This window comes from Acinetobacter sp. 809848, assembly GCF_000581275.1.
In the GTDB taxonomy this organism is placed as follows: Bacteria; Pseudomonadota; Gammaproteobacteria; order Pseudomonadales; family Moraxellaceae; genus Acinetobacter; species Acinetobacter pittii.
Genome location: NZ_JEXG01000007.1, coordinates 48,780 through 71,183, shown reverse-complemented (window position 1 = coordinate 71,183; position 22,404 = coordinate 48,780). Strand labels below are relative to the sequence as shown.

The 22,404-nt window shown below is 39.5% G+C and carries 22 protein-coding genes; 10 read left to right on the top strand and 12 right to left on the bottom strand.

Annotation, left to right across the window (positions count from 1 at the left end; all coding sequences use genetic code 11):
- The first annotated feature begins 42 nt into the window (after positions 1 to 42).
- Positions 43 to 2,439 carry a penicillin-binding protein 1B gene (gene mrcB, locus J536_RS10205; protein WP_017398585.1) on the top strand — a complete coding sequence of 799 codons (2,397 nt, stop codon included), beginning with the start codon at positions 43 to 45 and terminating at the stop codon, positions 2,437 to 2,439.
- A gap of 21 nt (positions 2,440 to 2,460) precedes the next feature.
- Complete coding sequence (locus tag J536_RS10200) at positions 2,461 to 3,009, top strand: tetratricopeptide repeat protein (RefSeq protein WP_002118198.1); 549 nt, start codon at positions 2,461 to 2,463, stop codon at positions 3,007 to 3,009.
- A 25-nt stretch (positions 3,010 to 3,034) separates the two neighbouring features.
- Here the strand turns inward: J536_RS10200 and J536_RS10195 are convergent, their stop codons facing one another.
- On the bottom strand, positions 3,035 to 3,931 hold the full coding sequence (locus J536_RS10195; protein ID WP_032055461.1) for an NUDIX domain-containing protein: 897 nt from the start codon (positions 3,929 to 3,931) through the stop codon (positions 3,035 to 3,037).
- A gap of 136 nt (positions 3,932 to 4,067) precedes the next feature.
- Between J536_RS10195 and hemP the strand changes: the two genes are divergently transcribed.
- Positions 4,068 to 4,238 carry a hemin uptake protein HemP gene (gene hemP / locus J536_RS10190; protein ID WP_002118129.1) on the top strand — a complete coding sequence of 57 codons (171 nt, stop codon included), beginning with the start codon at positions 4,068 to 4,070 and terminating at the stop codon, positions 4,236 to 4,238.
- Positions 4,239 to 4,310: 72 nt separating this feature from the next.
- On the opposite strand, the gene J536_RS10185 is transcribed toward hemP, so the two are convergent.
- From J536_RS10185 to J536_RS10170, 4 genes are all read right to left on the bottom strand, one after another.
- The gene (locus tag J536_RS10185; RefSeq protein WP_032055460.1) at positions 4,311 to 5,651 is read right to left on the bottom strand and encodes a sensor histidine kinase; all 1,341 of its coding nucleotides are present in this window, start codon (positions 5,649 to 5,651) and stop codon (positions 4,311 to 4,313) included.
- On the bottom strand, positions 5,648 to 6,310 hold the full coding sequence (locus J536_RS10180) for a response regulator transcription factor (RefSeq protein WP_001221450.1): 663 nt from the start codon (positions 6,308 to 6,310) through the stop codon (positions 5,648 to 5,650). Before J536_RS10180 ends, J536_RS10185 begins: the two co-directional genes overlap by 4 nt.
- A gap of 107 nt (positions 6,311 to 6,417) precedes the next feature.
- Positions 6,418 to 6,777: a NirD/YgiW/YdeI family stress tolerance protein gene (locus J536_RS10175; RefSeq protein WP_000783090.1), complete on the bottom strand. Its 360-nt coding sequence runs from the start codon at positions 6,775 to 6,777 to the stop codon at positions 6,418 to 6,420.
- Positions 6,778 to 6,858: 81 nt separating this feature from the next.
- Complete coding sequence (locus tag J536_RS10170; RefSeq protein WP_032055452.1) at positions 6,859 to 8,616, bottom strand: GspE/PulE family protein; 1,758 nt, start codon at positions 8,614 to 8,616, stop codon at positions 6,859 to 6,861.
- 255 nt (positions 8,617 to 8,871) lie between these two features.
- Between J536_RS10170 and J536_RS10165 the strand changes: the two genes are divergently transcribed.
- Positions 8,872 to 10,143 carry an MgtC/SapB family protein gene (locus J536_RS10165; RefSeq protein WP_032062830.1) on the top strand — a complete coding sequence of 424 codons (1,272 nt, stop codon included), beginning with the start codon at positions 8,872 to 8,874 and terminating at the stop codon, positions 10,141 to 10,143.
- Between the two features lie 8 nt (positions 10,144 to 10,151).
- On the opposite strand, the gene tsaA is transcribed toward J536_RS10165, so the two are convergent.
- Positions 10,152 to 10,883: a tRNA (N6-threonylcarbamoyladenosine(37)-N6)-methyltransferase TrmO gene (tsaA, locus tag J536_RS10160; protein ID WP_017480766.1), complete on the bottom strand. Its 732-nt coding sequence runs from the start codon at positions 10,881 to 10,883 to the stop codon at positions 10,152 to 10,154.
- Positions 10,884 to 10,984: 101 nt separating this feature from the next.
- Between tsaA and J536_RS10155 the strand changes: the two genes are divergently transcribed.
- On the top strand, positions 10,985 to 11,764 hold the full coding sequence (locus J536_RS10155; RefSeq protein WP_002118187.1) for a ferredoxin--NADP reductase: 780 nt from the start codon (positions 10,985 to 10,987) through the stop codon (positions 11,762 to 11,764).
- A 55-nt stretch (positions 11,765 to 11,819) separates the two neighbouring features.
- Here J536_RS10155 and J536_RS10150 read toward each other — a convergent pair whose 3' ends face one another.
- Complete coding sequence (locus tag J536_RS10150) at positions 11,820 to 12,689, bottom strand: PhzF family phenazine biosynthesis protein (RefSeq protein WP_032062829.1); 870 nt, start codon at positions 12,687 to 12,689, stop codon at positions 11,820 to 11,822.
- 229 nt (positions 12,690 to 12,918) lie between these two features.
- Here J536_RS10150 and J536_RS10145 point away from each other — a divergent pair, with 229 nt between their 5' ends.
- The 4 genes from J536_RS10145 to abeS all read left to right on the top strand — a co-directional run bounded on the left by J536_RS10145 (position 12,919) and on the right by abeS (position 16,644).
- Positions 12,919 to 14,385: a PLP-dependent aminotransferase family protein gene (locus J536_RS10145; RefSeq protein WP_080776755.1), complete on the top strand. Its 1,467-nt coding sequence runs from the start codon at positions 12,919 to 12,921 to the stop codon at positions 14,383 to 14,385.
- 56 nt (positions 14,386 to 14,441) lie between these two features.
- Positions 14,442 to 15,812 carry a tRNA 5-hydroxyuridine modification protein YegQ gene (gene yegQ, locus J536_RS10140; RefSeq protein WP_032055448.1) on the top strand — a complete coding sequence of 457 codons (1,371 nt, stop codon included), beginning with the start codon at positions 14,442 to 14,444 and terminating at the stop codon, positions 15,810 to 15,812.
- A 2-nt stretch (positions 15,813 to 15,814) separates the two neighbouring features.
- Positions 15,815 to 16,078, top strand: coding sequence for a YfhL family 4Fe-4S dicluster ferredoxin (locus J536_RS10135; RefSeq protein ID WP_002118193.1), 264 nt, complete (start codon positions 15,815 to 15,817; stop codon positions 16,076 to 16,078).
- Positions 16,079 to 16,314: 236 nt separating this feature from the next.
- Entirely contained in the window at positions 16,315 to 16,644 is a 330-nt protein-coding gene (gene abeS / locus J536_RS10130) for a multidrug efflux SMR transporter AbeS (RefSeq protein WP_004700493.1), read from the top strand.
- A 72-nt stretch (positions 16,645 to 16,716) separates the two neighbouring features.
- Here abeS and J536_RS10125 read toward each other — a convergent pair whose 3' ends face one another.
- The 5 genes from J536_RS10125 to J536_RS10105 all read right to left on the bottom strand — a co-directional run bounded on the left by J536_RS10125 (position 16,717) and on the right by J536_RS10105 (position 20,983).
- Positions 16,717 to 17,493 carry an ABC transporter ATP-binding protein gene (locus tag J536_RS10125; protein ID WP_032055447.1) on the bottom strand — a complete coding sequence of 259 codons (777 nt, stop codon included), beginning with the start codon at positions 17,491 to 17,493 and terminating at the stop codon, positions 16,717 to 16,719.
- A 9-nt stretch (positions 17,494 to 17,502) separates the two neighbouring features.
- Positions 17,503 to 18,216 (bottom strand): ABC transporter permease, encoded by a 714-nt coding sequence (locus tag J536_RS10120; protein ID WP_032055446.1) that lies wholly within the window; start codon positions 18,214 to 18,216, stop codon positions 17,503 to 17,505.
- Positions 18,213 to 18,902, bottom strand: coding sequence for an ABC transporter permease (locus tag J536_RS10115; protein WP_032055444.1), 690 nt, complete (start codon positions 18,900 to 18,902; stop codon positions 18,213 to 18,215). Before J536_RS10115 ends, J536_RS10120 begins: the two co-directional genes overlap by 4 nt.
- Before the next feature lie 91 nt (positions 18,903 to 18,993).
- Positions 18,994 to 19,779, bottom strand: a complete 786-nt coding sequence (locus J536_RS10110) for an ABC transporter substrate-binding protein (RefSeq protein ID WP_014207231.1) — start codon at positions 19,777 to 19,779, stop codon at positions 18,994 to 18,996.
- A gap of 175 nt (positions 19,780 to 19,954) precedes the next feature.
- The gene (locus tag J536_RS10105; RefSeq protein WP_032062827.1) at positions 19,955 to 20,983 is read right to left on the bottom strand and encodes a LysR family transcriptional regulator; all 1,029 of its coding nucleotides are present in this window, start codon (positions 20,981 to 20,983) and stop codon (positions 19,955 to 19,957) included.
- Positions 20,984 to 21,183: 200 nt separating this feature from the next.
- Here J536_RS10105 and adeF point away from each other — a divergent pair, with 200 nt between their 5' ends.
- Positions 21,184 to 22,404, top strand: coding sequence for a multidrug efflux RND transporter periplasmic adaptor subunit AdeF (gene adeF / locus J536_RS10100; protein ID WP_032055441.1), 1,221 nt, complete (start codon positions 21,184 to 21,186; stop codon positions 22,402 to 22,404).

The window sequence follows — 22,404 nt, the reverse complement described above, 5'->3', positions numbered from 1 at the left end:
ATCGCATCATTACAGGCATTGTTAGGGTTTTATCTCATTTTTATGAAGTTTGAACGTGGTATCGGTTTCTTTGCACTAATCTTTTCCATTTTGGTCATTGGTGCTTTTATTGCTCTTAGTATCTATCTGATTCGTTTAGATAATATTATCCGTGAAAAATTTGAAGGACAACGGTGGGATATTCCCGCCAAAGTGTTCGCACGACCTTTGGAAATTTATAATAACGCACCTATTACCCAAGCAAATTTCACTCAAGAATTAAAACTCTTGGGTTACAAAACTTCAAGTAATTATGACAAGTCTGGAACCTATGTTGCTCAGGGTAGCAATATGTATATCCATACACGTGGTTTTGATTACGGCGACAGTGTTGAACCCGAACAAGTATTAGAGTTAAGTTTTGCAAATGATCAAGTTGCTGAAGTTCGAAGTACAAAACCTTCTTCAACGGGTGTTGCGCGACTAGAGCCACTTCTGATTGGAGGGATTTACCCTCAACATAATGAAGACCGTGTTCTCATTAAACTGAATAATGTCCCTAAACCTCTTATTGAAGCTTTAATTTCAACAGAAGACCGTAATTTCTATCATCATCACGGGGTTTCAATTCGTGGTACTGCTCGTGCATTGGTGAGTAATATTACAGGCGGAAAGCGTCAAGGTGGTTCAACCCTAACTCAACAATTAGTTAAAAACTTCTACCTTACACCTGAACGCACCTTAAAACGTAAAGTTAATGAAGCATTAATGGCTTTACTCATTGAGCTGCATTACAGCAAAGATGAAATTTTAGAAGCTTACTTAAATGAAGTAAATCTAGGCCAAAATGGTAGCTACTCAATTAATGGCTATGGTTTGGCTTCTCAATTTTATTTTGGTTTACCGTTACGTGAGCTAAGTGTCGCACAGCAAGCTTATTTAGTTGGTTTAGTGCAAGGCCCTTCTTTGTATAACCCTTGGAAAAATCCTGAAGGTGCAAAAAAACGCCGCGATACGGTGTTAAATAACATGCGTGTAATGGGTTATTTAACTCAAGCAGAATATGAAGATGAAATTGCACGTCCTTTAAATGTGTTAAATAAACCAAGTTTAGGCCCTGCAAAATTCCCGGACTTTTTAGATATTGTGCGTCGTCAATTACGCACAGAATATCAAGAAAGTGATTTAACTAATCAGGGCTTACGTATTTTTACGACTTTAGACCCAATTACTCAAACTCAAGTTCAAAATGCGTTTAAAGCTTCAGTAGAACGCTTAGCAAACAGCAATCCATCACGTTTGAAAAACTTACAGGGTGCTGTACTGATTGCACATCCAGAAAACGGCGAGCTTGTTGCTGCTGTTGGTTCTACACAAGACTTTACTGGTTTTAACCGTGCTGTAGATGCAAAACGTCAAGTCGGTTCTTTATTAAAACCTGTGATTTATTTAAGTGCTATTGAATCTGGGCGTTACAACTGGGCAACCCAAATTGAAGATGCGCCGATTAGTGTCCCTGTAGATGGTGGCAAAAGTTGGACACCTAAAAACTACAGTGGTGGCGGACATGGTGTAGTCAGCTTGAGTGAAGCTTTGGCAAATTCATATAACCTATCTGCTGTGCGCTTGGGTCAAGAGTTTGGTTTATCTACATTTACAAACAACTTAAGAAAGTTTGGTGTTGAGTCGACCATTCCTGCCTACCCATCTATTTTCCTTGGGGCAGTCAATATGTCACCAATGGAGGTTCTGGGAATTTATGAGAACTTTGCTACAGGTGGCTTTAAATATCCGACTCGTGCGATTCGATCTGTCGTAGATGCAAATGGTCGCCTGCTTGACCGTTATGGCCTGAATGTTCAACAAACCATTGATCCATCTGTTGGTTATATCATGAATTATGGTCTACAACAGGTCATGTCTTCGGGTACTGGTCGCGCAGCTTATAATAGCTTGTCTCCTGCTTTAAAATTGGCAGGTAAATCAGGTACGACTAACGATACACGTGACTCATGGTTTGCGGGCTACTCAGGTAACCACGTTGCTGTAGTTTGGTTAGGTTTAGATGACAACAAAGTAACAGGATTAACAGGTTCATCGGGTGCATTGCCAGTATGGATTAATGTGATGAAACAATTACGTCAAACGCCTGTAAATCTACGTCAACCAGACACAGTACAGTGGCAGTGGATTGACCGTGCAACGGGTGATTTATCTGCTCAGGCATGTGATGGCGCAATGTATATTCCGATGCTAACGCATACGGTTCCGCACCGTGCTACGCCATGTGGAGCACCTTATTATCAAGTTGATCCAACATATACGCCACAAAGTGATAACACAATTCCTGACTCTCAGGATGATAATACCGACAGTTATATTCGTGAAAGTGAAAACCAGATGGAACAAGATCTGTCAAACAACTCACGTGTAATTTCAAGTGGTAGTTATAACAACTAAGCGTTAACAGGAAATTAGGATATGTTAAAGAAAGGTGTTTTTTATATTGGTGCTGTTCTTATGGTCGGCTGTACAACTCTGCCCGATCATTCTGACTCCAAAGAGAAAACACCTACTCCTCCAGTCAAAAAGACGGAAACTCCATCAGGTGTAAAAATTACACCTTATGATCACCCAGAAATTCAACGTAAAAATTTACAGGTGATTGTTCCTCAGCAAAAAAAGCCTCAACATTTTAGTGATGATGGTAGCCAGTTACCTGCATTTAAAGTTTTAATGCAAAAAACACAGCAGGCTTATAAAAATCAGCAGTGGTCAGAGGCTGAGCGCTATGCGCTTCAAGCACAGCGTTTAGCGCCACAAGCGGCTGAGACTTATTTATTTCTTGCGCTTACGGCAAATCATAAACAGCAATATTCTAATGCTGAGTCTTTAGCAAGACGTGGTTTGAGTTTTGCCCAAAGTCAGCCAATGAAAAAGCAGCTATGGTTAGTCATCTTAAAAGCTGGGCAACAACGCAACAATCAAAAAACTGTTCAAGAAGCACAACAAGCATTAAAAGCCCTCTAGCTTTTAATGCTTTTTTATTTTCTTATTAGAAATTACGAATACCCGCTAAGCCATATGCACCATGCTGCTGTGCAGTGGCTAAATCATCCGGATGTACTCCTCCTAATGCAAAAACTGGAATCTGGCTATTTTGAGCGAGATCACTAAAACGTTCCCAACCTAATGCCACAGCTTCTGGATGAGTCATTGTTGGTTTTACAGGACTAATAAAAATGGCATCGCAACCAATCTGCTGAGCTTGCTTTAAAGAAACAGCATCATGACAAGCAGCAATATAACGTACGCCCACTCTTAAATCGCCTTTATGCAAATTCATGAGTTGAGATTGTTTTAAATGAACGGTCTTTATTTGTTTTTGTAATTCAGGGCTTAATTGCCGCCAAATATCGACATTTATAATTAAACTTGATCGTTGCCCTTCATCTAAAGCAGTTAATTGCTCTATATACTGCGGCTCAAATTCTTCGATACGCCAGTACAATAAAGCATCACTACTTTCTACCGTTGAAAGCGTATTGCTAATTTTGATGAGATGAGGCCAATAGAGTCGTTTTATGATGTTTTTATTGGCTTTTGGAAAGTTTAAATGAAGTAGCTGATCACGTGTGTACCATGCCCATGGCTGGTGAATAAGATTTAATAACTCATCAGGTACATAACTATGGAACAAATGAAGGTTGACGATAATGTCATCATATTCATGGTGAATATAATCAAACTGATGCCAATCTTTTAAACCAATACCCACTTCTTCATAGATTTCACGGCGGCAGGCTTCTTCTGGTGTTTCACCCTGCTCAACCTTCCCTCCAGGGAACTCATGCTTTCCACCTTGATGTTGCTGCTCTTCGCGCCATCCAACTAATATTTTTCCACGATGGATCAAGATTGCTATAGCGACATCGACTATTGGTTTGGGCATCTTTTTACTCTCTAAAACTTTTCTCAAGTGTAAGCAAATTTTATCATTTTATAAAATCTTAAAAATCTCATTGACAGATCTATTCGATAATGATTATCATTTAAATCGTTCAAGAACATACCACGGAGCACAACAAATGAACGCACCTTTTAGCTTATTTACCCGTAACAATGACACAGCTCACGCCTTACCAATGTTACATTCTAATAACCTCTTTGCATTAGGCCGTGAAATTCGCATTATGCATGCTGGCGAGGAATATCGTTTACGCCTCACTCGCAACAATCGCCTAATTTTAACTAAATAAAAAACATACTCGCGTTTCAATAATATTCGTGGGAAAACAAAAAATGGATAGCATGGGTAACCATGCTATTTTTTATGAAGGAAGAATAATCTCTGCTCTCAGCCCACCTTGTTCAGCATGCATAAAACGTAACTTGCCATTATGCAATTCAATAATTTTTCGAGTAATTGAAATTCCTAAGCCAGAACCTTGCTGCTGAGTACCAAGTACCCGAAAAAAACGCTGCCCTAACCGTAATAGCACTTCATCATCTACTCCATTTCCCGTGTCTTCAATAGACACCTTAATTTGCTGTTCATATTGACTAATCTCAACATGAATAGAGCCTAGTGTCGGGCTATAACGAATAGCGTTATCAAATAAATTTCTAAAAGCAATAAACAGTAATTCTTCATTCGCATATGTTTTAGTTTCTGTCGATAAAGTATTGGTCTCTATCAACATCTGTTTAGCTTTCGCGTCTAAATCTACAGTTTCAATCACTCTAGCCAGTAAGTAATTTAAATCGATAACTGTCTTAGGAAGTTCAGGCTGTTCAGCTTCATTAGGTTCTAAGCGGGCCAGAAGAAGTAAATTCTCAAGTATTTTTGTACTTCTAGAAACGTCTTCTTGTATGCGTTCAAAATCTTGATGAAGTTCTGGAAGATGTTGGTATTTACGCTGTAAAACTTGAAGACGCATTTGTATGGCAGATAAAGGTGAACGTAATTCATGTGAAGCATCTGCAGTAAAACGCTGTTCAGCAACCAGTGCCCTTTGTAGCCTTGCAAGTAGCTGATTTAAAGCATCAATCACAGGCTGAATCTCTGTAATAATATCTGGTTCTTGAATTGGCTCTAAGTTTGAGGCAGTTTTTTGGGCAATACGTTTAGAAAGTAAATTCAGTGCAGCCAATTGTTGCTCGGTACGCCAACTTACAATAACCCACTGTAGTAACCAGAACAGCACCATAAGGCCACTATATCCAGCAAGTGCTTTTAATACTTCTTCAATACGTGTACTAATGGGCTGAAAAACTTCAACTTGTAGCTGAGAATCTTCTTGTTGTGCTGCCAGACTACGCCATAACTGACCATCAAACCAAAAATATGAAAAACCTTCTGATAAGTTACCTTTTTCAAAAAGTTCATGCTGATAGGTATGAGAATGGGTAAGCACCTGACCTGTATCTAATAACTCATATTGAATATCAAATTCATCACTCAGCTCGTCAAACTGCTTCATCGAGTGTTTAGAAAGGTCAGAAACCAGTAAGGTATCTGAAATTTCATCCATGATTTCATCTTGTACTGACATGTTGTGATAAATCGAAAATATGGTGAGTAAACTTAATGCCAGTAGCCCCACCACAATACTGCTCCACATGGTGGTTTTAACCAGTTGTGACTGCAAGGATGATCGATTCGATTTCATTTTAAATCTCCCATACGGTAGCCGAGCCCCCGTATGGTTTTAATACTGCTGCTTCCGATTTTCTTTCGAAGCTGATAAATAAAAACTTCGATTGCGTTACTCTCGATTTCCTCGCCCCATGCATAAAGTGCTTCTTCTAATTGATCACGGGTAATAATATGCTCAGGATGAACCATAAGTTTACGTAATATTTGAAATTCTTTTGCTGTTAAATCGATAGTCTTACCAGCAGATAATACAACTTTCGCTTGTGTATCAAGTTGCAAATCACCCCACGTTAAAATCGATTGCTGACTCAGAGTTTGTTTACGTAATTGGGCACGAATTCGGGCAGATAATTCTTCTAGGCTAAATGGTTTAACCAAATAATCATTTGCACCTAAATCAAGCCCTTCTACGCGGTCATGAATACTGTCACGTGCAGTAATAAAAATCACGGGAACGTTTTTTTGTTTGTGGCGGATGGTTGTTAAAACTTTTTCACCAGCCAGTTGGGGCAAGCCCCGATCAAGCAAAATGCAGTCATAATCATGCTGCTCAATTGCTGTAAGGGCATAATCACCACGTTCTACCCAGTCTACTTGATAACCGTCTAATTCTAACCATGATTGAATACTTTCAGCTTGAGAGCGATCATCTTCTGCAAGCAAAATTCTCATCTGTTTTTCCTGTTATATCCTGATTGGATGTTGCCAAGTCTTTATAAAAAAAGCAAAGCCGCATGATTTAAATGCGGCTAAAAGGAATAAATGTAGAAATTAATTTATTAGAACTGGACCTGATCTACATCAATTTCTACACGTTTTAAAGGCTTATAATCTATGTCTACTTCACCAATTAAAGTCACATTTGTATTGGCTGAAACAGGACGTCCTTGCCAAAGCTCATCATCTACATCAATTGTAATGCTACCGCTCTTATCGCGGAATTGATATTTTTCATCGCCTAAAGATTTCACGACCTGACCATGTAATTTTACAGGTGTATTATCTTTTGATGCTAAAGCTTGTTTCACTGTAGTAACTGTCGCTGGAGCAATAGCTGCCTGATTCACAGGTGTATTTGCTACAACCACACCCGCAGTTGCCATACCCGCAGTCATCAAAATTACTTTAAGCATTTTCATAAAATTACCCTCTGTTATTTGGTTTACCCTTGGAATAAAACAATTACACCATCGATAGATGAGGTGAATCTTAAGAAAAATTTAATTTAATGGAACAACCCGCAGCACCTCTTCCAAGGTGGTCAAACCTTCAATAACTTTGCGAGCTCCTGCAATTCTTAAAGGCTCTACACTTTCTTTTTTAGTTTGGCTTCTTAATTCATTTAATGTCGCATGACTGCTAATAAGATGCTTAAGCTCAAGACTAACTGGCATAAACTCATAAATGCCGATTCGACCTTTATAACCCGTATGCCGGCACTCTTCACAACCTACTGCCCGATAAACTTTTTCTGGCATTTCCATAATGTAGTCAAATGTTAGGTGCTGCCATTCATCTTCATTAATATGAGTTTGTTGTTTGCAGTTTGGGCAAAGCTTACGCACTAAGCGCTGTGCCAATACACCTAAAATAGTCGCGGCAGTTAAAAATGGTTGTACACCTAAATCATGTAAACGAGTCAAACTAGACGGTGCATCATTGGTATGTAAAGTTGATAAAACCAAATGACCTGTTAATGCTGCCTGAATAGCCATATTCGCTGTATCTTGATCACGAATTTCCCCAATCATAATAATGTCAGGGTCTTGACGCATCAGTGCACGTACACCGTCTGCAAAGCCTAATTCAATTGCATTATTGACCTGCATTTGATTAAAACTAGGCTCTAGCATTTCAATCGGATCTTCAATGGTACAGACATTGACCTGCTCGGTTGCAAGCTGCTTTAAAGATGAATATAGCGTAGTTGTTTTACCGGAGCCTGTAGGACCCGTGACTAAAATAATACCGTGGCTATTTTTTGTTAATTGTTGCCACTGTTGTAATAAACGCTCTTCAAAACCCAATTGCTGAAAAGAACGCACCAGCACATCAGGATCAAAAATTCGCATGACCAGTTTCTCACCAAATGCTGTTGGTAAGGTTGATAAACGTAATTCGGTTTCTTGCCCTTTAGGTGTCCGTGTTTTTAACCGGCCATCTTGTGGTTTACGTTTTTCCGCTACATTCAAACGTCCTAAAATTTTAATCCGAGAAATCACGGCGGTCAGTGTATTTGAAGGCATGTTATAAATAGTGTGTAAAACGCCATCAATCCTAAACCTGACTTTACCATTATCTTTACGCGGTTCCATGTGAATGTCACTGGCACTCTGCTCAAATGCAAACTGTAAAATCCAGTCGACTAATTTCACAATATGCTGATCATTAGCATCTGGGTTTTGACTATCGCCAAGCTGCAAAAGTGCTTCAACATTTTTACTGTCACGGTCATGAGCTGCATCTTTTTGAGCAGAGTTTACCGCGCGACTCACCTGATAATATTCGCGCAAATAGCGTTGTAACTGTTCGGGATTAAGCAGTACCCGTTCAATTTTTTTAGGCGCTAGACTACGTTCAAGGTTATTAAGCCAATCTGTTTGAAATGGTTGATCTGTTCCAATCACGATTCGGTCAGCATGAATTTCAACAGCTAAAATATGGTTACGAATGGCAAACTCTTGTGACATGACCTGCGTTAAAGCGCTGACATCTGCCTTTAAAGGATCGATCACAAATAGAGGTAGCTGAACCCGATCTGCAAACCATAAACATAAGCGGTTTAAACTCAAATGCGCATGTGTGTGTTGCTGATCTTTTAAATTAAAATGTGCTATCCACTGTAATGGATGCCACTTTAACTGGTCTTTTTGGCGGTGACTTGTCTGTACCAGTAATTTATCTCGTTCTGTTATACGGCCTTCTTGTAATAGTTGTTCTAGACACCAATACGTATCTATTTCTACATGTGCATTCATGCGTTATCCCCAATATATTTTTATAATATAGCAGAGATGTTTTATATTTAAATATCCTTTAACATCAGTTAATTAAACCAATTCTCATCTTAATATTTTTTTGTGTCACAGGTCATATTTATAGAAATATTTTCTACATAGTTTTGTCTAAAAAAGACACTATGCTCACTATAATAAAAAGAATAAACTGAACATGAATACATGATTTTAAAATGATTCAAATCTACATATAACAATAAGCAAAGAGGAAGTAATATGGAACTTCCAATGACAATGTCATTACAAACAGCATCATTTGAAGAATTCATTACAGTCATTGCTGCGGCGCTTGGTTGTGGCTTATTAATTGGCTTAGAACGAGAACGAAGTAAGCTTAAACATGAATATAAAACCTTTGCGGGATTTCGATCTTTTGCCATTAGTGCATTATTAGGAGCAATCTGTTTTTTATTTGGCATTGAAATTGGAATTGTGGGTGCCTTACTCATTGGTGCTATTAGTATTGTTTCGCTCAAAAATCAACCCAATGACCCGGGCGTGACCACCGAACTCGCCTTTATTATGACTTACTTCATCGGGGCACTTTGCATTTGGAATATTTCGCTCGCTGCCGGCCTAGCTGTGATCATGACAACTATCTTAATAGCTAAGCAGTCTATGCATGGTATTGCCAGTCAGTGGATTACTGAATCGGAATTACGTGATGGTATTTTTCTACTTGCCTTACTGTTAATTGCTCTGCCTTTAGTCCCCAATAAACCTTTTTGGGGACCAGTTTTAAATCCACATGTGATTTTAAAATTACTGACTTTAATTTTATTTGTACAAGCCCTTGCCCATATAGCAAAGCGACTTTTGTCATCTAAAAATGCTTTATTGCTTTCTTCTTTAGCTTCCGGATTTGTTTCTAGTACAGCAACTATTGCCAGTTTAGGTTTAGAAGTACGCTCTGGCAAAGCCAACGCAACAACAAATGCAGGTTCTGCATTGATGTCTTGCGTTTCAACACTGATTCAAACCTTAATTATTGTGATCGGTATTAGCTTTGCTTGGTTCAAGCTGATTATATTTCCTACACTTATTGCCTTACTAGTTTTAGCAGTATGGGCCTTTATTTTATTACGTAAATCCGAACCTAGTACGGCTTCGCCCGAGCTTGACTCAAGAATGTTCAGCTTAAAAGAAGCCATTATTATTGCGGGTACACTTACCCTTATTCAGGCAGGTGTTTATGGTTTAAGTATATCTTTAGGCGATGCGGGATTAATCGCGGGGACCTTACTTGCTTCTTTATTTGAAATACATGCAGCTATAGCGGCGGTCATTGTGCAAGGTGAACCTGATAGCGCACATATGACACCTTTATTAATTGCCTTTTTAGGAGGTTTTGCAGTTCACGCTCTTGCTAAAAGTGTGAACTCTGCAATTTCGGGCGGACTACGCTATGCCCTTGCTTTCGTTCCCGCCCAGCTCATTCATATGGCTATTTTTATTACTTTACTTTGGCTCAACATCCATTGGTTTTAAAATATCTATTATGCAAGCGCAGAAGTCTTCACCACATCAATGACGGTAACTACAAATTGATCGACCTTAAAATGAATATCAAAGTCTGAAAATTTCATTTTATAGATTCTTTCAGGGTCTTCTTGATAGGCAGGCCGAGGATCTAAAGCTAATACTTGCTCAAGCTCATCAATGTATTGCGAATCTATTTCTTTATTTTGAAGAAAATATTTTTGAGCTGTTAACGCAGTTTCATTCCAGATAACTGCCTTTCGTTCAGGTTCTGCATGTGCATAACCACTTTGAGCCTCCTCAATTGCATCAGAATATTGAATATAGGGTTTGATATCTAAAATTGGGGTGCCATTTAATAAATCACTTCCTGTGACATAGACACGGACAGACTTCCCCACTTTTTCCACTTTATTAAGTTTCACGACTGAAAGCCCGATTGGAGAAGGTCTATACATACTTCGTGTAGCAAATACTCCAATTTTTTCATTACCACCTAAACGTGGTGGACGAACCTGCGGACGGAACTTATCTGCACTGCCTTGATTTTTATTGTCATGAAACTGCCAAACTAACCAGAGATGACTAAATTGCTCAATTCCCTCAAATGCTAACAAGTCGTTATATGGTTCTACCATATCAATATAAGACTCGATATTGACCAAATTGGGCTGGCGTGGAATACCAAATTTTTCACGATAGGGAGAGCACATGTAGCCAATGATGGGGAAGGTGACAGAATTGATCATCACTTTTTCTTATAAACACAATTAAATATATTCAGTTTATCGGGAATGAAATTAGATTAGAATAGCAATCTGTTTTCTTTTAATCGTGATCGAGACCTTTAATGGCTGCTTTTAACGTTGAACGCATTACTCATGTTCACCACTGGAATGACACTCTTTTCAGTTTTAAAACTACACGCGATACCAGCTTACGTTTTAAAAATGGTCAGTTCGTAATGATCGGACTTGAAGTGAATGGCAAACCGTTAATGCGTGCGTATTCGATTGCAAGTGCAAACTACGAAGAAGAGTTAGAATTCTTCTCAATTAAAGTACAAGACGGTCCTTTAACTTCGATTTTGCAAAAAGTACAAGTTGGTGATGAAATCTTAGTTTCTAAAAAACCAACAGGTACTTTGGTTCATGATGACCTTTTACCAGGTAAAAACTTATACCTTTTATCTTCTGGTACTGGTCTTGCTCCATTCTTATCAATTATTCGTGATCCAGAAACTTACGAACGCTTTGAAAAAGTCATCGTTGTTCATGGTACACGCTATATTTCTGAATTAGCTTATCAAGACCTTATCTTGAACGAATTACCAAACCACGAATTCTTTGAAGAGTTAGGTATTAAAGACAAGCTTGTTTACTACCCTACTGTTACTCGTGAACCTTTCCACACTCAAGGCCGTGTAACAACTGCAATTGAAACTGGCGCTTTATTCGAAAAAATCGGTTTACCACGCTTCAACCGTGAAACTGACCGTGCAATGCTTTGCGGTAGCCCTGCATTCCTAAAAGACGTGGCTGCATTACTTGACCAACACGGTTTAGTTGAATCACCTCGTATGGGTGAAATGGGCGACTACGTCATTGAACGTGCGTTCGTAGAAAAATAATTTTTTCTAGACATAAAAAAACCGAGGCAAAGTCCTCGGTTTTTTTATGTTTGTTTTACAATTTAATTGTGCCATCGATACAGATGACAGCGGTTCCACCCACTAAAATTTTATCTTGATACAATTCAAGTTGAAGTTGTCCATCTCGACCTACCGCCCCACCTTGTGAAGAAAGTACGACATCATTTTGTGCAGGAAGAATCCCATAATAACGAATAAATGAAGCTACACTACCATTACCACTACCACAAACAGGATCTTCATTTATTCCACATGAAGGGGCAAATGAACGAACTTCTATGTGTTTTTGTTCATCATTATTTTCATGAAAACCAAAAACTGTCGCACCCGTAACTTTCATTTCTAAATCATGTTCTTTTAAAGCGGCAAAGTCTGGTTGGCTATCTAGAACAGCCTCAGCATTAACAGCTTGCAATACAATCCAGCGCGCCCCTACATCAACCAATGCAGCATTCCATCGAGTATTAATTTCACATTTTAAAATTTCTGCTAATTTCTCAGTATGCATAGCATCTAGTGGAGTAATTTTAGGCTTAGGTAGTTCAAATGAAATATGACTTGATTCACTCACGGTCAGAGTCACCAAACCAGCACCGCACTGCTGTACCAGCTTACCTTCTTTCGCTTTAATTAGACCCGCCTCAAGTAAAGCATAGGCAGTACCAATTGTAGGATGGCCTGCAAATGGCAACTCACTTTGCGGAGTAAAGATTCGAACCTGATAGTCAGCTTGTGAATCGGTCGCAGGGAGTACAAATGTGGTTTCAGAAAGATTGGTCCAGTTCGCAATGGCTTGCATCTGCTCAGACGTTAAGGTGCTGGCGTCCATAATGACCGCAACAGGATTTCCTTTAAATGCTTGTGAAGTAAAAACATCAACTTGTTTAAATGCAACAACAGACATAGACCTCTCCTACTGATTTTGTAATTTAAAATATGGTTTTTAAGTCCTCACCATTTCTTGATCTTACTGATTTATTTTTAATGGTCACAGTATCAGTTAATATGAAAAATAATAGACACAGTTATTAAAACTATATCCCTATTAAATGGATTAATCTAAATGCATAACAATATTTGAGATAAATCAGGGATCGCTATAAAGTGTATCCATTGCTTTGGCTTTTTAATGAATGGATATGTACAAATATAAAAAAGTGAGTGATGACCTCACCCTGCAAATTCAAAATGGCAGGCAGCCTATTGGTTCTCGGTTGCCATCAATTCGAGATTGTGCCCAGCATTATCAGGTCAGTATTAATACCGTAAAAGAAGCTTATCGCCAGCTTGAAGATCAAGGTTTAATTTCAGTTCGCCCACAGTCTGGCTACTATGTTTGTCATGCGCCTTCAAACTTATTAGAACTCGAAGAGCGTTATGTCAGTGAAGAAAAAGTATCTCTTTCAGGAATTAGCTGTTTTCTAGCACAAATTGTTAAAAAGCAGATGGACCCTGACTATGTCAATTTGGCCCTAGCTTGCCCTTCTGGGGAAAATTTCTATCCAATTGAACGCTTAAAACGCTTAACTGCTCAGGTGTTGCGCTCTCAATCAGATATTTTTAAAAGCTATACCTTGCCGCCCGGTTCTATACGTTTACGTACTCAAATTGCTAGACGAAGCTTACAGTTAGGTATGTTTCTTTCAGCAGATGATATTGTGCTGACTCATGGCACGATGGAGGCTTTAAGTCTCGCGATTATGGCAACAACTCAAGCGGGTGACAGCATAGCTCTTGAGATTCCTACATTTCACAACCTGTACCCACTCCTTCATAATTTAGGTCGAAAAATTGTAGAAGTGCCGACCTCACCACATACAGGTATGTGTCTGGATGCACTTGAAGAACTCTTAAAATCTCAAAGTGTACAAGTCATTTTAACCATTCCGACAGGACACAATCCTCTCGGTTTTAGCATGCCTGAGAGCAGCCGCCGTCGCTTGGCAGAGTTAGCTAATCAGTTTCAGATTCCTGTTATTGAAGATGCGATGTATGCCGAATTGCAACTCACCGAGCCTCTCTTGCCCAACATCAAAGCGTTTGACCAAAACGGATGGGTTTTGGTATGTGGGAGCTATACCAAGACTGTAGCACCTGATTATCGGATTGGTTGGTTAGAAGCTGGGCGCTTTCGTAATATTGTGCAGCAGCTTAAATTTACAACCACTGTTGCCGAGCCAGCTTTACTCACAGAAACGTTAGGCCTTTTCTTAGAAAATGGTGGTTATGACCTGCATTTACGTCAACTCAAAAAACGCTATCAACAACAAATTGACACTATCAAATCTTATATTTGCCGCTATTTCCCACTCGGTACCCGAGTCAGTCGTCCGCAAGCGGGATTTATTTTATGGTTAGAGCTCCCCGAATCAATTGACACACTAGAACTGTTCCATCAGGCCATGGATGAAAAAATCTTATGTATGCCGGGAATTTTGTGTTCAGCTGATAAACGTTTTAGTCATTGTTTACGTATTGCAGCTTGTTTTGAGTTAAATCCCAAAATGTTAAATGCTTTGATGCGCTTAGGAGAGCTAGCAAAAAATATGATGCCCGTACAAAAAGATATTGGTCAAATCCCTACTAATTCAGTAGGTTGAATCCCAAATGCGGAGTTAATAAAATAAAACCATATATTTTTTATGCCTTTTATTTTATGAAAACTGAGCTTCTCTCTCCCGCAGGTTCACTTAAAAACATGCGCTATGCATTTGCCTATGGTGCAGATGCAGTATATGCAGGCCAACCACGTTATAGCTTACGTGTTCGTAATAATGCTTTTGATCATGACAACCTAAAAATCGGAATTGATGAAGCCCACGCTTTGGGCAAAAAGTTTTATGTTGTGGTGAACATTCAACCGCATAACAGCAAATTAAAAAACTTTATTCGTGATCTTGAACCAATTATAGCCATGCAGCCGGACGCACTCATTATGTCTGACCCGGGCTTAATCATGATGGTGAGAGAGCATTTTCCTGATGTGCAAATTCACCTATCAGTTCAAGCCAACGCTATTAATTGGGCCACTGTTAAGTTTTGGAAAGATTACGGTCTAAGCCGTGTGATTTTATCGCGTGAGTTATCTTTAGAAGAAATAGAAGAAATCCAGCAATACGTACCCGATATTGAACTTGAAGTTTTTGTACATGGTGCTCTATGCATGGCCTACTCAGGCCGCTGCTTACTTTCTGGATATATGAATAAACGTGATGCCAACCAAGGTGCTTGTACCAATGCTTGCCGTTGGGACTATAAGTTGTATGAAGCCCAAGAAGATGCAAATGGAGATGTGATTCCAGTTACTCAGCTCAATGAGTCAGAAAAGTCTTGCTGCTCATCAGCACAATCAGAGACAACTTCATCTCAAACTTTGCTTGTACAACGTAATGATGAAGAAATGTTTGCTGCCGAAGAAGATGAACACGGCACCTATTTTATGAACTCTAAAGATTTACGTGCGGTACAACATGTAGATCGTTTAACCAAAATGGGGATTGCCTCACTAAAAATTGAAGGCCGTACTAAATCCTATTTTTACTGTGCCCGTACCGCCCAAATTTATCGAAAAGCTATTGATGATGCTTTAGCAGGCAAACCATTTGACCCAAGCTTAATGAACCAACTCGAAGGTTTGGCAAACCGTGGTTATACCGAAGGCTTTTTGAGACGTCATGTGCATAGCGAATATCAAAACTATGCTGATGGTTCATCGCATTTCGACTACCAACAATTTTGTGGAGAGGTTTTAGAACGTCACGGCGATTATATTCGCATTGAAGTTAAAAACCGTTTTGTGGTGGGCGACTCACTTGAGCTGATGACGCCTCAAGGCAATATCACCTTTACCTTAACCGAAATGCGCGATTTAAAAGGTAACCTAATTACAGATGCTAAAGGTTCGGGGTATTTTGTTGAGATTCCACTTTCACAAGCTGTTGATATTAGATATGCCCTACTCATACGAAATTTGCCGCATGCTAAGGAAAACATTACTGCCTCAACATTAGCTTATTCAGCGAGTTAAACATGGCACTTTTGATTACGAATGACTGTATCAATTGTGATATGTGCTTACCGGAATGCCCCAATACAGCTATTTTTGAAGGCAACAAAGTTTATGAAATTGATCCACTTCGTTGTACAGAATGTGTAGGCTTTTATGATGCACCCACATGTAAGGCGGTTTGCCCTATCGATTGCATAAAACCAGACCCTGCACATATTGAAAATAAAGAGCAACTGCTAGAGAAATTTAAGGATTTAAATATACTCGGCGAATCTATCTCTTAAAAAGTCTATCGAGGATCAGGCTAAGGTTTCTGATCCTCTTAAATGACTATACAGATCAATGATTAAATAAATGAATAAATAGCTTAAGCCACTTTGCTAATGATAAAATCAAATGATCAGTTCAGTTTGTTTTACTGGTATTTTTGTACCCCAAAAATTGCACAATCGTTAAAACTGGTCTAACCATTTCAACATTTCATATAGATTGATTAAAACTCTTTCTGGCGTAGCTCCCCATGTCTTATCTTTATTTAGCAATTGCGATTGCTTGTGAAGTCATTGCAACTTCAGCCTTAAAAGCATCTCAAGGTTTTACTGTTCCCATTCCGTCCATCGTTACGGTGGTGGGCTATGCAATTGCTTTTTATTTATTATCCCTGACGCTAAAAACAATTCCGATCGGGATTGCATATGCCATTTGGTCGGGTGCGGGTATTATTTTAATTTCTGCAATTGGCTGGATATTTTACAAACAGCATTTAGACTTGGCGGCCTGTATTGGTCTTACTTTAATGATTGCAGGTATTATCATTATTAATGTGTTTTCTAAAAATACTCATCTATAAAATATAATTTAAAAGCAACCGAGTAAGATGCGAATTCTTTTATAAAATTTCACCTTACTCGGTAGGAACAACTTATTTCAAACTGCCCGTCAAAAATTGCTTTAAACGCTCACTTTTCGGGTTATTGAGTACTTCATTAGGATGGCCCTGCTCCTCAATTTTTCCTTGATGCAAAAAAATCACTTGATTAGATACATGACGCGCGAAGCCCATTTCATGTGTCACCACAATCATAGTACGTCCTTCTTCAGCCAAGCCCTGCATTACTTTTAGTACTTCACCCACCAGCTCTGGATCAAGCGCGCTGGTTGGTTCGTCAAACAACATAACTTCTGGTTCCATAGCCAAAGCACGAGCAATCGCTACACGTTGCTGCTGACCACCAGATAAAAATGCCGGATGTTTACTTTCAACACTTTCAGGTAGCCCAACTTTACGCAGATATTTCCTTGCACGCTCTTCAGCTTCAGCACGTTTTACCCCAAGTACGTGAATCGGCCCTTCAATGACATTTTCCAGCACTGTCATGTGAGACCACAAATTAAAATGCTGAAATACCATCATGAGCTGCGTACGCATTTTTTGTAGTTGCTTTGGTTCAACTACTTTTAAATTGCCTTTTTTATCAAAGACTGTGCGTAGTTTTTCACCATTGAGCTTAATCGTGCCATTGCTCGGTTGTTCCAAAAAGTTAATGCAGCGGAGTAAAGTACTTTTACCTGAACCCGATGAACCAATAATACTAATCACATCACCGGCATTTGCATCAAGTGATATTCCTTTAAGCACTTCATGATCGCCGAATTTCTTATGTAAATCGCGAATCACTAGTTTTGCAACTTGTTCCATTTATGTCTCCTAATGATTCGATGGCTTTAAAAATGCCAACCAACGTTTTTCAAGCTTACGAAATAGCCCAATCAAAATAAAAGCCAGCATTGCATACAACACCGCGGCAATTCCAAAAGCATTGAAAGTGTCATAGGTTGCCGCATTCACATCACGCGCAATTTTTAAAATGTCAGGAACAGTTGCTGTAAATGCAATGGTTGTCGCGTGCAACATTAAAATGACTTCATTGCCGTAAAACGGTAAAGCACGGCGTAACATCGATGGAATGATAATGCGAGTGTAGAGTTTCCATTTTGACATACCGAAAGCTTGTGCAGCTTCAATCTCGCCATGGGGAATAGAATGAATCGCCCCAGCGAAGATTTCAGTTGTATATGCACCAGTATTGAGCGCGAATGCCAAAATGGTGCAATTTATGCCCTCTCGAAAAAAAGCATCAAGAGTCTGGTGTTCATGGATATAATCAAAGCTGTAAATACCTGAGTAAATAATCAGCAATTGAATGTAAAGTGGAGTGCCACGAAAAACATAGGTATATAACCAAACTGGGCCACGCAACCAAAGATTTTCTGATACTCGTGCAAGTGATAAAGGCACAGCAAGCACAAATCCAATACCAATAGAAAGCACCAATAACCAAGCAGTCATCGCTACGCCAGTCATTTGCAAACCATCGGTCCAAAGGTATGCCTGCCAATATTGTTGAAGGATTTCAATCATAATTGCCCCTTCCTCACACCAGCAGAATAACGACGTTCAAGCCACATTAAGATCAGGTTCGACACGGTGGTAATCGCTAAATAAATGGCAGCAGCCACGATGCTGAAAAAGAACAACTGCATGGTACTTCTACCCGCATCTTGTGTAATTTTTACAATGTCAGTCAGGCCAATAATAGAAACTAGTGCGGTCGCCTTAATCAAAACTTGCCAGTTATTACCAATACCAGGCAAAGCGAAACGCATCATTTGAGGGAATAATACACGGTGAAAAACCTGCCACGGAGTCATTCCATAGGCCATTGCTGCTTCAATTTGGCCTTTAGGAACCGATTGAAATGCACCACGAAAGGTCTCGGTAAAATATGCACCATAAATGAACGCTAAAGTAATCACACCCGCCACAAATGGGTTGATATCAATTTGGTCCATTTGCAGTGCTTCAGTAATTTGGTTGAGACCCAACTGCAAGCTATAAAATAACAGCAGCATAATGACCAAATCAGGCACACTTCGAATGAGCGTGGTGTAAGCTGTCGCTATATAACGTAAAATTTTAATGCCAGAGAGTTTTGAGCTCGCACCAATTAAGCCAATAATCACAGAAAGTAAAAGTGATAACAACGCAAGCTGTATGGTCATCCATGTCCCGCTGAGCAGGAGTGGCCCAAAGCCAGAAAAAAACATGACTCATCTTCTCCTTAAAAACAATATCTAATATTGATGAGATGAGAATAGATCTAAAAATGTCGGCTTTAAGCCGACATTTTTCACATCATTAGTAAATGCTAAAGGAGAAATATTTTTTCTCGAGTTTTTTGTATGTACCATCTGCAATGATTGCAGCGAGTGCTTTATTAATATTGGCTTTTAAATCCGCATCTTCTTTGCGTAAACCAATAGCTGCGCCTACACCTAGTGTTTTTGCATCAACCACATTACCACCAGCAAAACTGAAGTTTTTACCTTTTGGTTGTTTTAAGAAAGCTCCGTCAACCATAATTGCATCTTGTAAAGTTGCATCCAAGCGACCTGACATCATGTCTTGATAAATCAAATCTTGGACTGGATAAGGTACAACCGTTACACCTTTTGGCGCCCAATAGGTTTTAGCATAAGTTTCTTGAATTGTGCCCTGCTGTACACCCACACGTTTACCTTTCAAAGAGGCAGCGGTAGGCAATAACGGCGAGCCTTTTTTTGCAACCATACGGGTTGGTGTATTGTAGATTTTGCTACTAAATGCAATTTGTTTTGCACGCTCATCAGTGACTGTCATTGATGAAAGAATGCCATCAAATTTTTTCGCTTTAAGTGCTGGAATCATCCCATCAAAAGAGTTTTCAACCCAAACACATTTGGCTTTGAGTTTTGCACAAATCGCATTACCCAAATCAACATCAAAACCAGTTAACTTGCCATCTGGTGTTTTATATTCAAACGGCGCATAAGACGACTCAGTACCAAAACGAATCACCTTCCAATCCTTTGCTTGAACATTCGTTGCAACAGCAGCCAAAACTAAGGTTGTTGAAACGAACATTTTTTTCATAAAGCTTGCCATCTTGAAGCTTCTCCTTAAAATCCTAATAAGGTGATAAAAACTTGAGCAATTTCTAAATTACTCTTCTGCCGAAATAATTGCAATTTCTATACCAGTAAATTAAGGATTTATGAAGGTGTTCTAACAATGGATTGTATTAACTGTTTAAATGTTGAAAAATCACTCAAATTTTAAATTAGTTTTTAAGTGTATAAGCTTCCGCCATATTTTCATTTTCAACCAATGTCCGAATGGTGTATTCATGGTTATGTTCTTTAGCACTGGCAAATTCACATTTTTGATCCAATGACATTGAACAACCACTCAATAGAGGACAACCTGCAAATAATTCAGCCACCCAATCTACGAAGACTCGAACTTTAGGTGATAAATGACGATTTTGTAGGTAAACGACTGATATTGGCATAGGTGCAGGCAACCATTCAGTCAGTACTTCCCTAAGCGCTCCAGATTCCAAATGTTTGGCTACCATGTAATATGGGCATTGAATTAAGCCAAAACCTTGCACTGCCAAATCAATATATGAATCGCTATCATTGACAGAAACACGCCCTTTCACACCAACGCTATGAATCTCACCGTTCACCATGAAATCCCAGTCGATATTGCGTCCTGTACGGCTATTAAAGTAATGCACGACCTGATGTTTTTGTAAATCCTCAATGGTTTTAGGTTCCCCATGCTCCATCAAATAACGTGGTGCAGCTACAGTCACACACTGAATTGTTCCGATACGACGTGCAACCAAACTTGAATCTTTCAATTGACCAATACGAATGACACAGTCCACCGCATCTTGAACTAAATCGACCGGACGATCACTCATTCCTATGACCAAATCAATGTCAGGATATTTGGCATGAAAATCACAAAGCATCGGAATCAGAATCAGCCGCCCGATTGAAGCTTTAACATCAATGCGCAGTCTTCCTCGTGGTCCACGCTCCGAATCATGAAAAGTTGATTCTACATCTTCGACATCAGCTAAAATTCGCGAAGTACGCTCATAATAAACCGCTCCATCCGGTGTCAAACTAAGTTTACGGGTTGTTCGGTTAAGCAATCGAACCTGTAAATGTTTCTCTAAACCCTGAATGGTTGTCGTCACTGAAGCACGCGGTAGGCCTAAGCTGTCAGCCGCTAAACTGAAACTATTTGTTTCGACAACTTTGTTAAATACTTTCATGGCATGAAATAGATCCACACGCACACTCCTATCAATCAATGCATTTTTTAATCAAACACATCAATTGTTATAAAAATACGAATAGTGTTATCGAATTTAATATATTTATTCGTGATTGACAAACTTTTATGCTCCGTCCATCCCATAAACCCTGTTTCTCCCATACGGACCAAAACTAAAAGTCTGAAAACAGGTATCCAAATAACTAGGAGCACCTCATGTCATTTTCCCGCAAACAGTTCGCACTGTCTGCCATCTTTGTTGCCCTCTTAGCAACAGGAGGCAGTTTTATGTTTTTACATGAAAATGCCGATGCAAAAGCTGCACCGACCTCTGCCCAACAAGCTGCAACTGTTGATATTTCTAATGTCATCAGCAAAACCATTACTGACTGGCAAGAATACTCCGGTCGTTTAGAAGCCATTGATCAAGTCGATATTCGACCCCAAGTTTCCGGCAAACTCATTGCCGTTCACTTCAAAGATGGCAGTCTCGTAAAAAAAGGCGACTTACTTTTTACCATTGATCCACGGCCTTTCGAGGCAGAACTGAATCGTGCCCAAGCTCAACTCGCTTCAGCTGAAGCACAAGTCACTTATACGGGTTCTAATCTTTCTCGTATTCAACGTTTAATTCAAAGTAATGCTGTCTCACGTCAAGAGCTAGATTTAGCTCAAAATGATGCACGCTCAGCCAGTGCCAACCTACAAGCAGCTAGAGCAGCAGTTCAATCTGCCCGCTTAAATCTAGAGTACACCCGTATTACTGCGCCTGTCAGCGGTCGAATTTCCCGTGCCGAGGTGACCGTCGGCAATGTAGTTTCTGCAGGTAACGGAGCACAGGTTTTAACAAGTTTAGTATCTGTATCTCGCCTTTATGCATCTTTCGATGTTGATGAACAAACCTACCTGAAATACATCAGTAACCAGCGTAATTCTGCACAAGTTCCTGTTTATATGGGACTTGCCAACGAAACTGGTTTCTCTCGTGAAGGTACCATCAACTCAATTGACAATAACCTAGATGCAACCTCAGGCACGATTCGTGTTCGTGCGACTTTTGATAATCCAAACGGAGTTTTATTACCGGGCCTATATGCACGAATCCGTTTAGGCGGTGGTCAACCTCGTTCAGCAATTCTGATTAGCCCAACCGCAGTTGGGGTCGATCAAGATAAACGCTTTGTCGTAGTAGTTGATGCTAAAAATCAGACAGCCTACCGTGAAGTAAAACTCGGTGCGCAACAAGATGGTTTGCAAATCGTGAATAGCGGATTACAAGCGGGTGATCGTATTGTAGTGAACGGTTTACAACGGATTCGTCCGGGTGACCCTGTGACCCCACACCTCGTTCCTATGCCAAATGCACAAATCACTGCTAGCAGTACTACCTCTCAACCTCAGCCAACAGATAAAACATCAACTCCGGCAAAAGGTTAA

Bases quoted from the DNA above. Each gene is read 5' to 3' on its own strand.
- mrcB (WP_017398585.1), top strand. From the start codon at position 43: ATGAAGTTTGAACGTGGTATCGGTTTCTTTGCACTAATCTTTTCCATT.
- J536_RS10200 (WP_002118198.1), top strand. From the start codon at position 2,461: ATGTTAAAGAAAGGTGTTTTTTATATTGGTGCTGTTCTTATGGTCGGC.
- J536_RS10195 (WP_032055461.1), bottom strand. From the start codon at position 3,931: ATGCCCAAACCAATAGTCGATGTCGCTATAGCAATCTTGATCCATCGT.
- hemP (WP_002118129.1), top strand. From the start codon at position 4,068: ATGAACGCACCTTTTAGCTTATTTACCCGTAACAATGACACAGCTCAC.
- J536_RS10185 (WP_032055460.1), bottom strand. From the start codon at position 5,651: ATGAAATCGAATCGATCATCCTTGCAGTCACAACTGGTTAAAACCACC.
- J536_RS10180 (WP_001221450.1), bottom strand. From the start codon at position 6,310: ATGAGAATTTTGCTTGCAGAAGATGATCGCTCTCAAGCTGAAAGTATT.
- J536_RS10175 (WP_000783090.1), bottom strand. From the start codon at position 6,777: ATGAAAATGCTTAAAGTAATTTTGATGACTGCGGGTATGGCAACTGCG.
- J536_RS10170 (WP_032055452.1), bottom strand. From the start codon at position 8,616: ATGAATGCACATGTAGAAATAGATACGTATTGGTGTCTAGAACAACTA.
- J536_RS10165 (WP_032062830.1), top strand. From the start codon at position 8,872: ATGGAACTTCCAATGACAATGTCATTACAAACAGCATCATTTGAAGAA.
- tsaA (WP_017480766.1), bottom strand. From the start codon at position 10,883: ATGATCAATTCTGTCACCTTCCCCATCATTGGCTACATGTGCTCTCCC.
- J536_RS10155 (WP_002118187.1), top strand. From the start codon at position 10,985: ATGGCTGCTTTTAACGTTGAACGCATTACTCATGTTCACCACTGGAAT.
- J536_RS10150 (WP_032062829.1), bottom strand. From the start codon at position 12,689: ATGTCTGTTGTTGCATTTAAACAAGTTGATGTTTTTACTTCACAAGCA.
- J536_RS10145 (WP_080776755.1), top strand. From the start codon at position 12,919: ATGGATATGTACAAATATAAAAAAGTGAGTGATGACCTCACCCTGCAA.
- yegQ (WP_032055448.1), top strand. From the start codon at position 14,442: ATGAAAACTGAGCTTCTCTCTCCCGCAGGTTCACTTAAAAACATGCGC.
- J536_RS10135 (WP_002118193.1), top strand. From the start codon at position 15,815: ATGGCACTTTTGATTACGAATGACTGTATCAATTGTGATATGTGCTTA.
- abeS (WP_004700493.1), top strand. From the start codon at position 16,315: ATGTCTTATCTTTATTTAGCAATTGCGATTGCTTGTGAAGTCATTGCA.
- J536_RS10125 (WP_032055447.1), bottom strand. From the start codon at position 17,493: ATGGAACAAGTTGCAAAACTAGTGATTCGCGATTTACATAAGAAATTC.
- J536_RS10120 (WP_032055446.1), bottom strand. From the start codon at position 18,216: ATGATTGAAATCCTTCAACAATATTGGCAGGCATACCTTTGGACCGAT.
- J536_RS10115 (WP_032055444.1), bottom strand. From the start codon at position 18,902: ATGTTTTTTTCTGGCTTTGGGCCACTCCTGCTCAGCGGGACATGGATG.
- J536_RS10110 (WP_014207231.1), bottom strand. From the start codon at position 19,779: ATGGCAAGCTTTATGAAAAAAATGTTCGTTTCAACAACCTTAGTTTTG.
- adeF (WP_032055441.1), top strand. From the start codon at position 21,184: ATGTCATTTTCCCGCAAACAGTTCGCACTGTCTGCCATCTTTGTTGCC.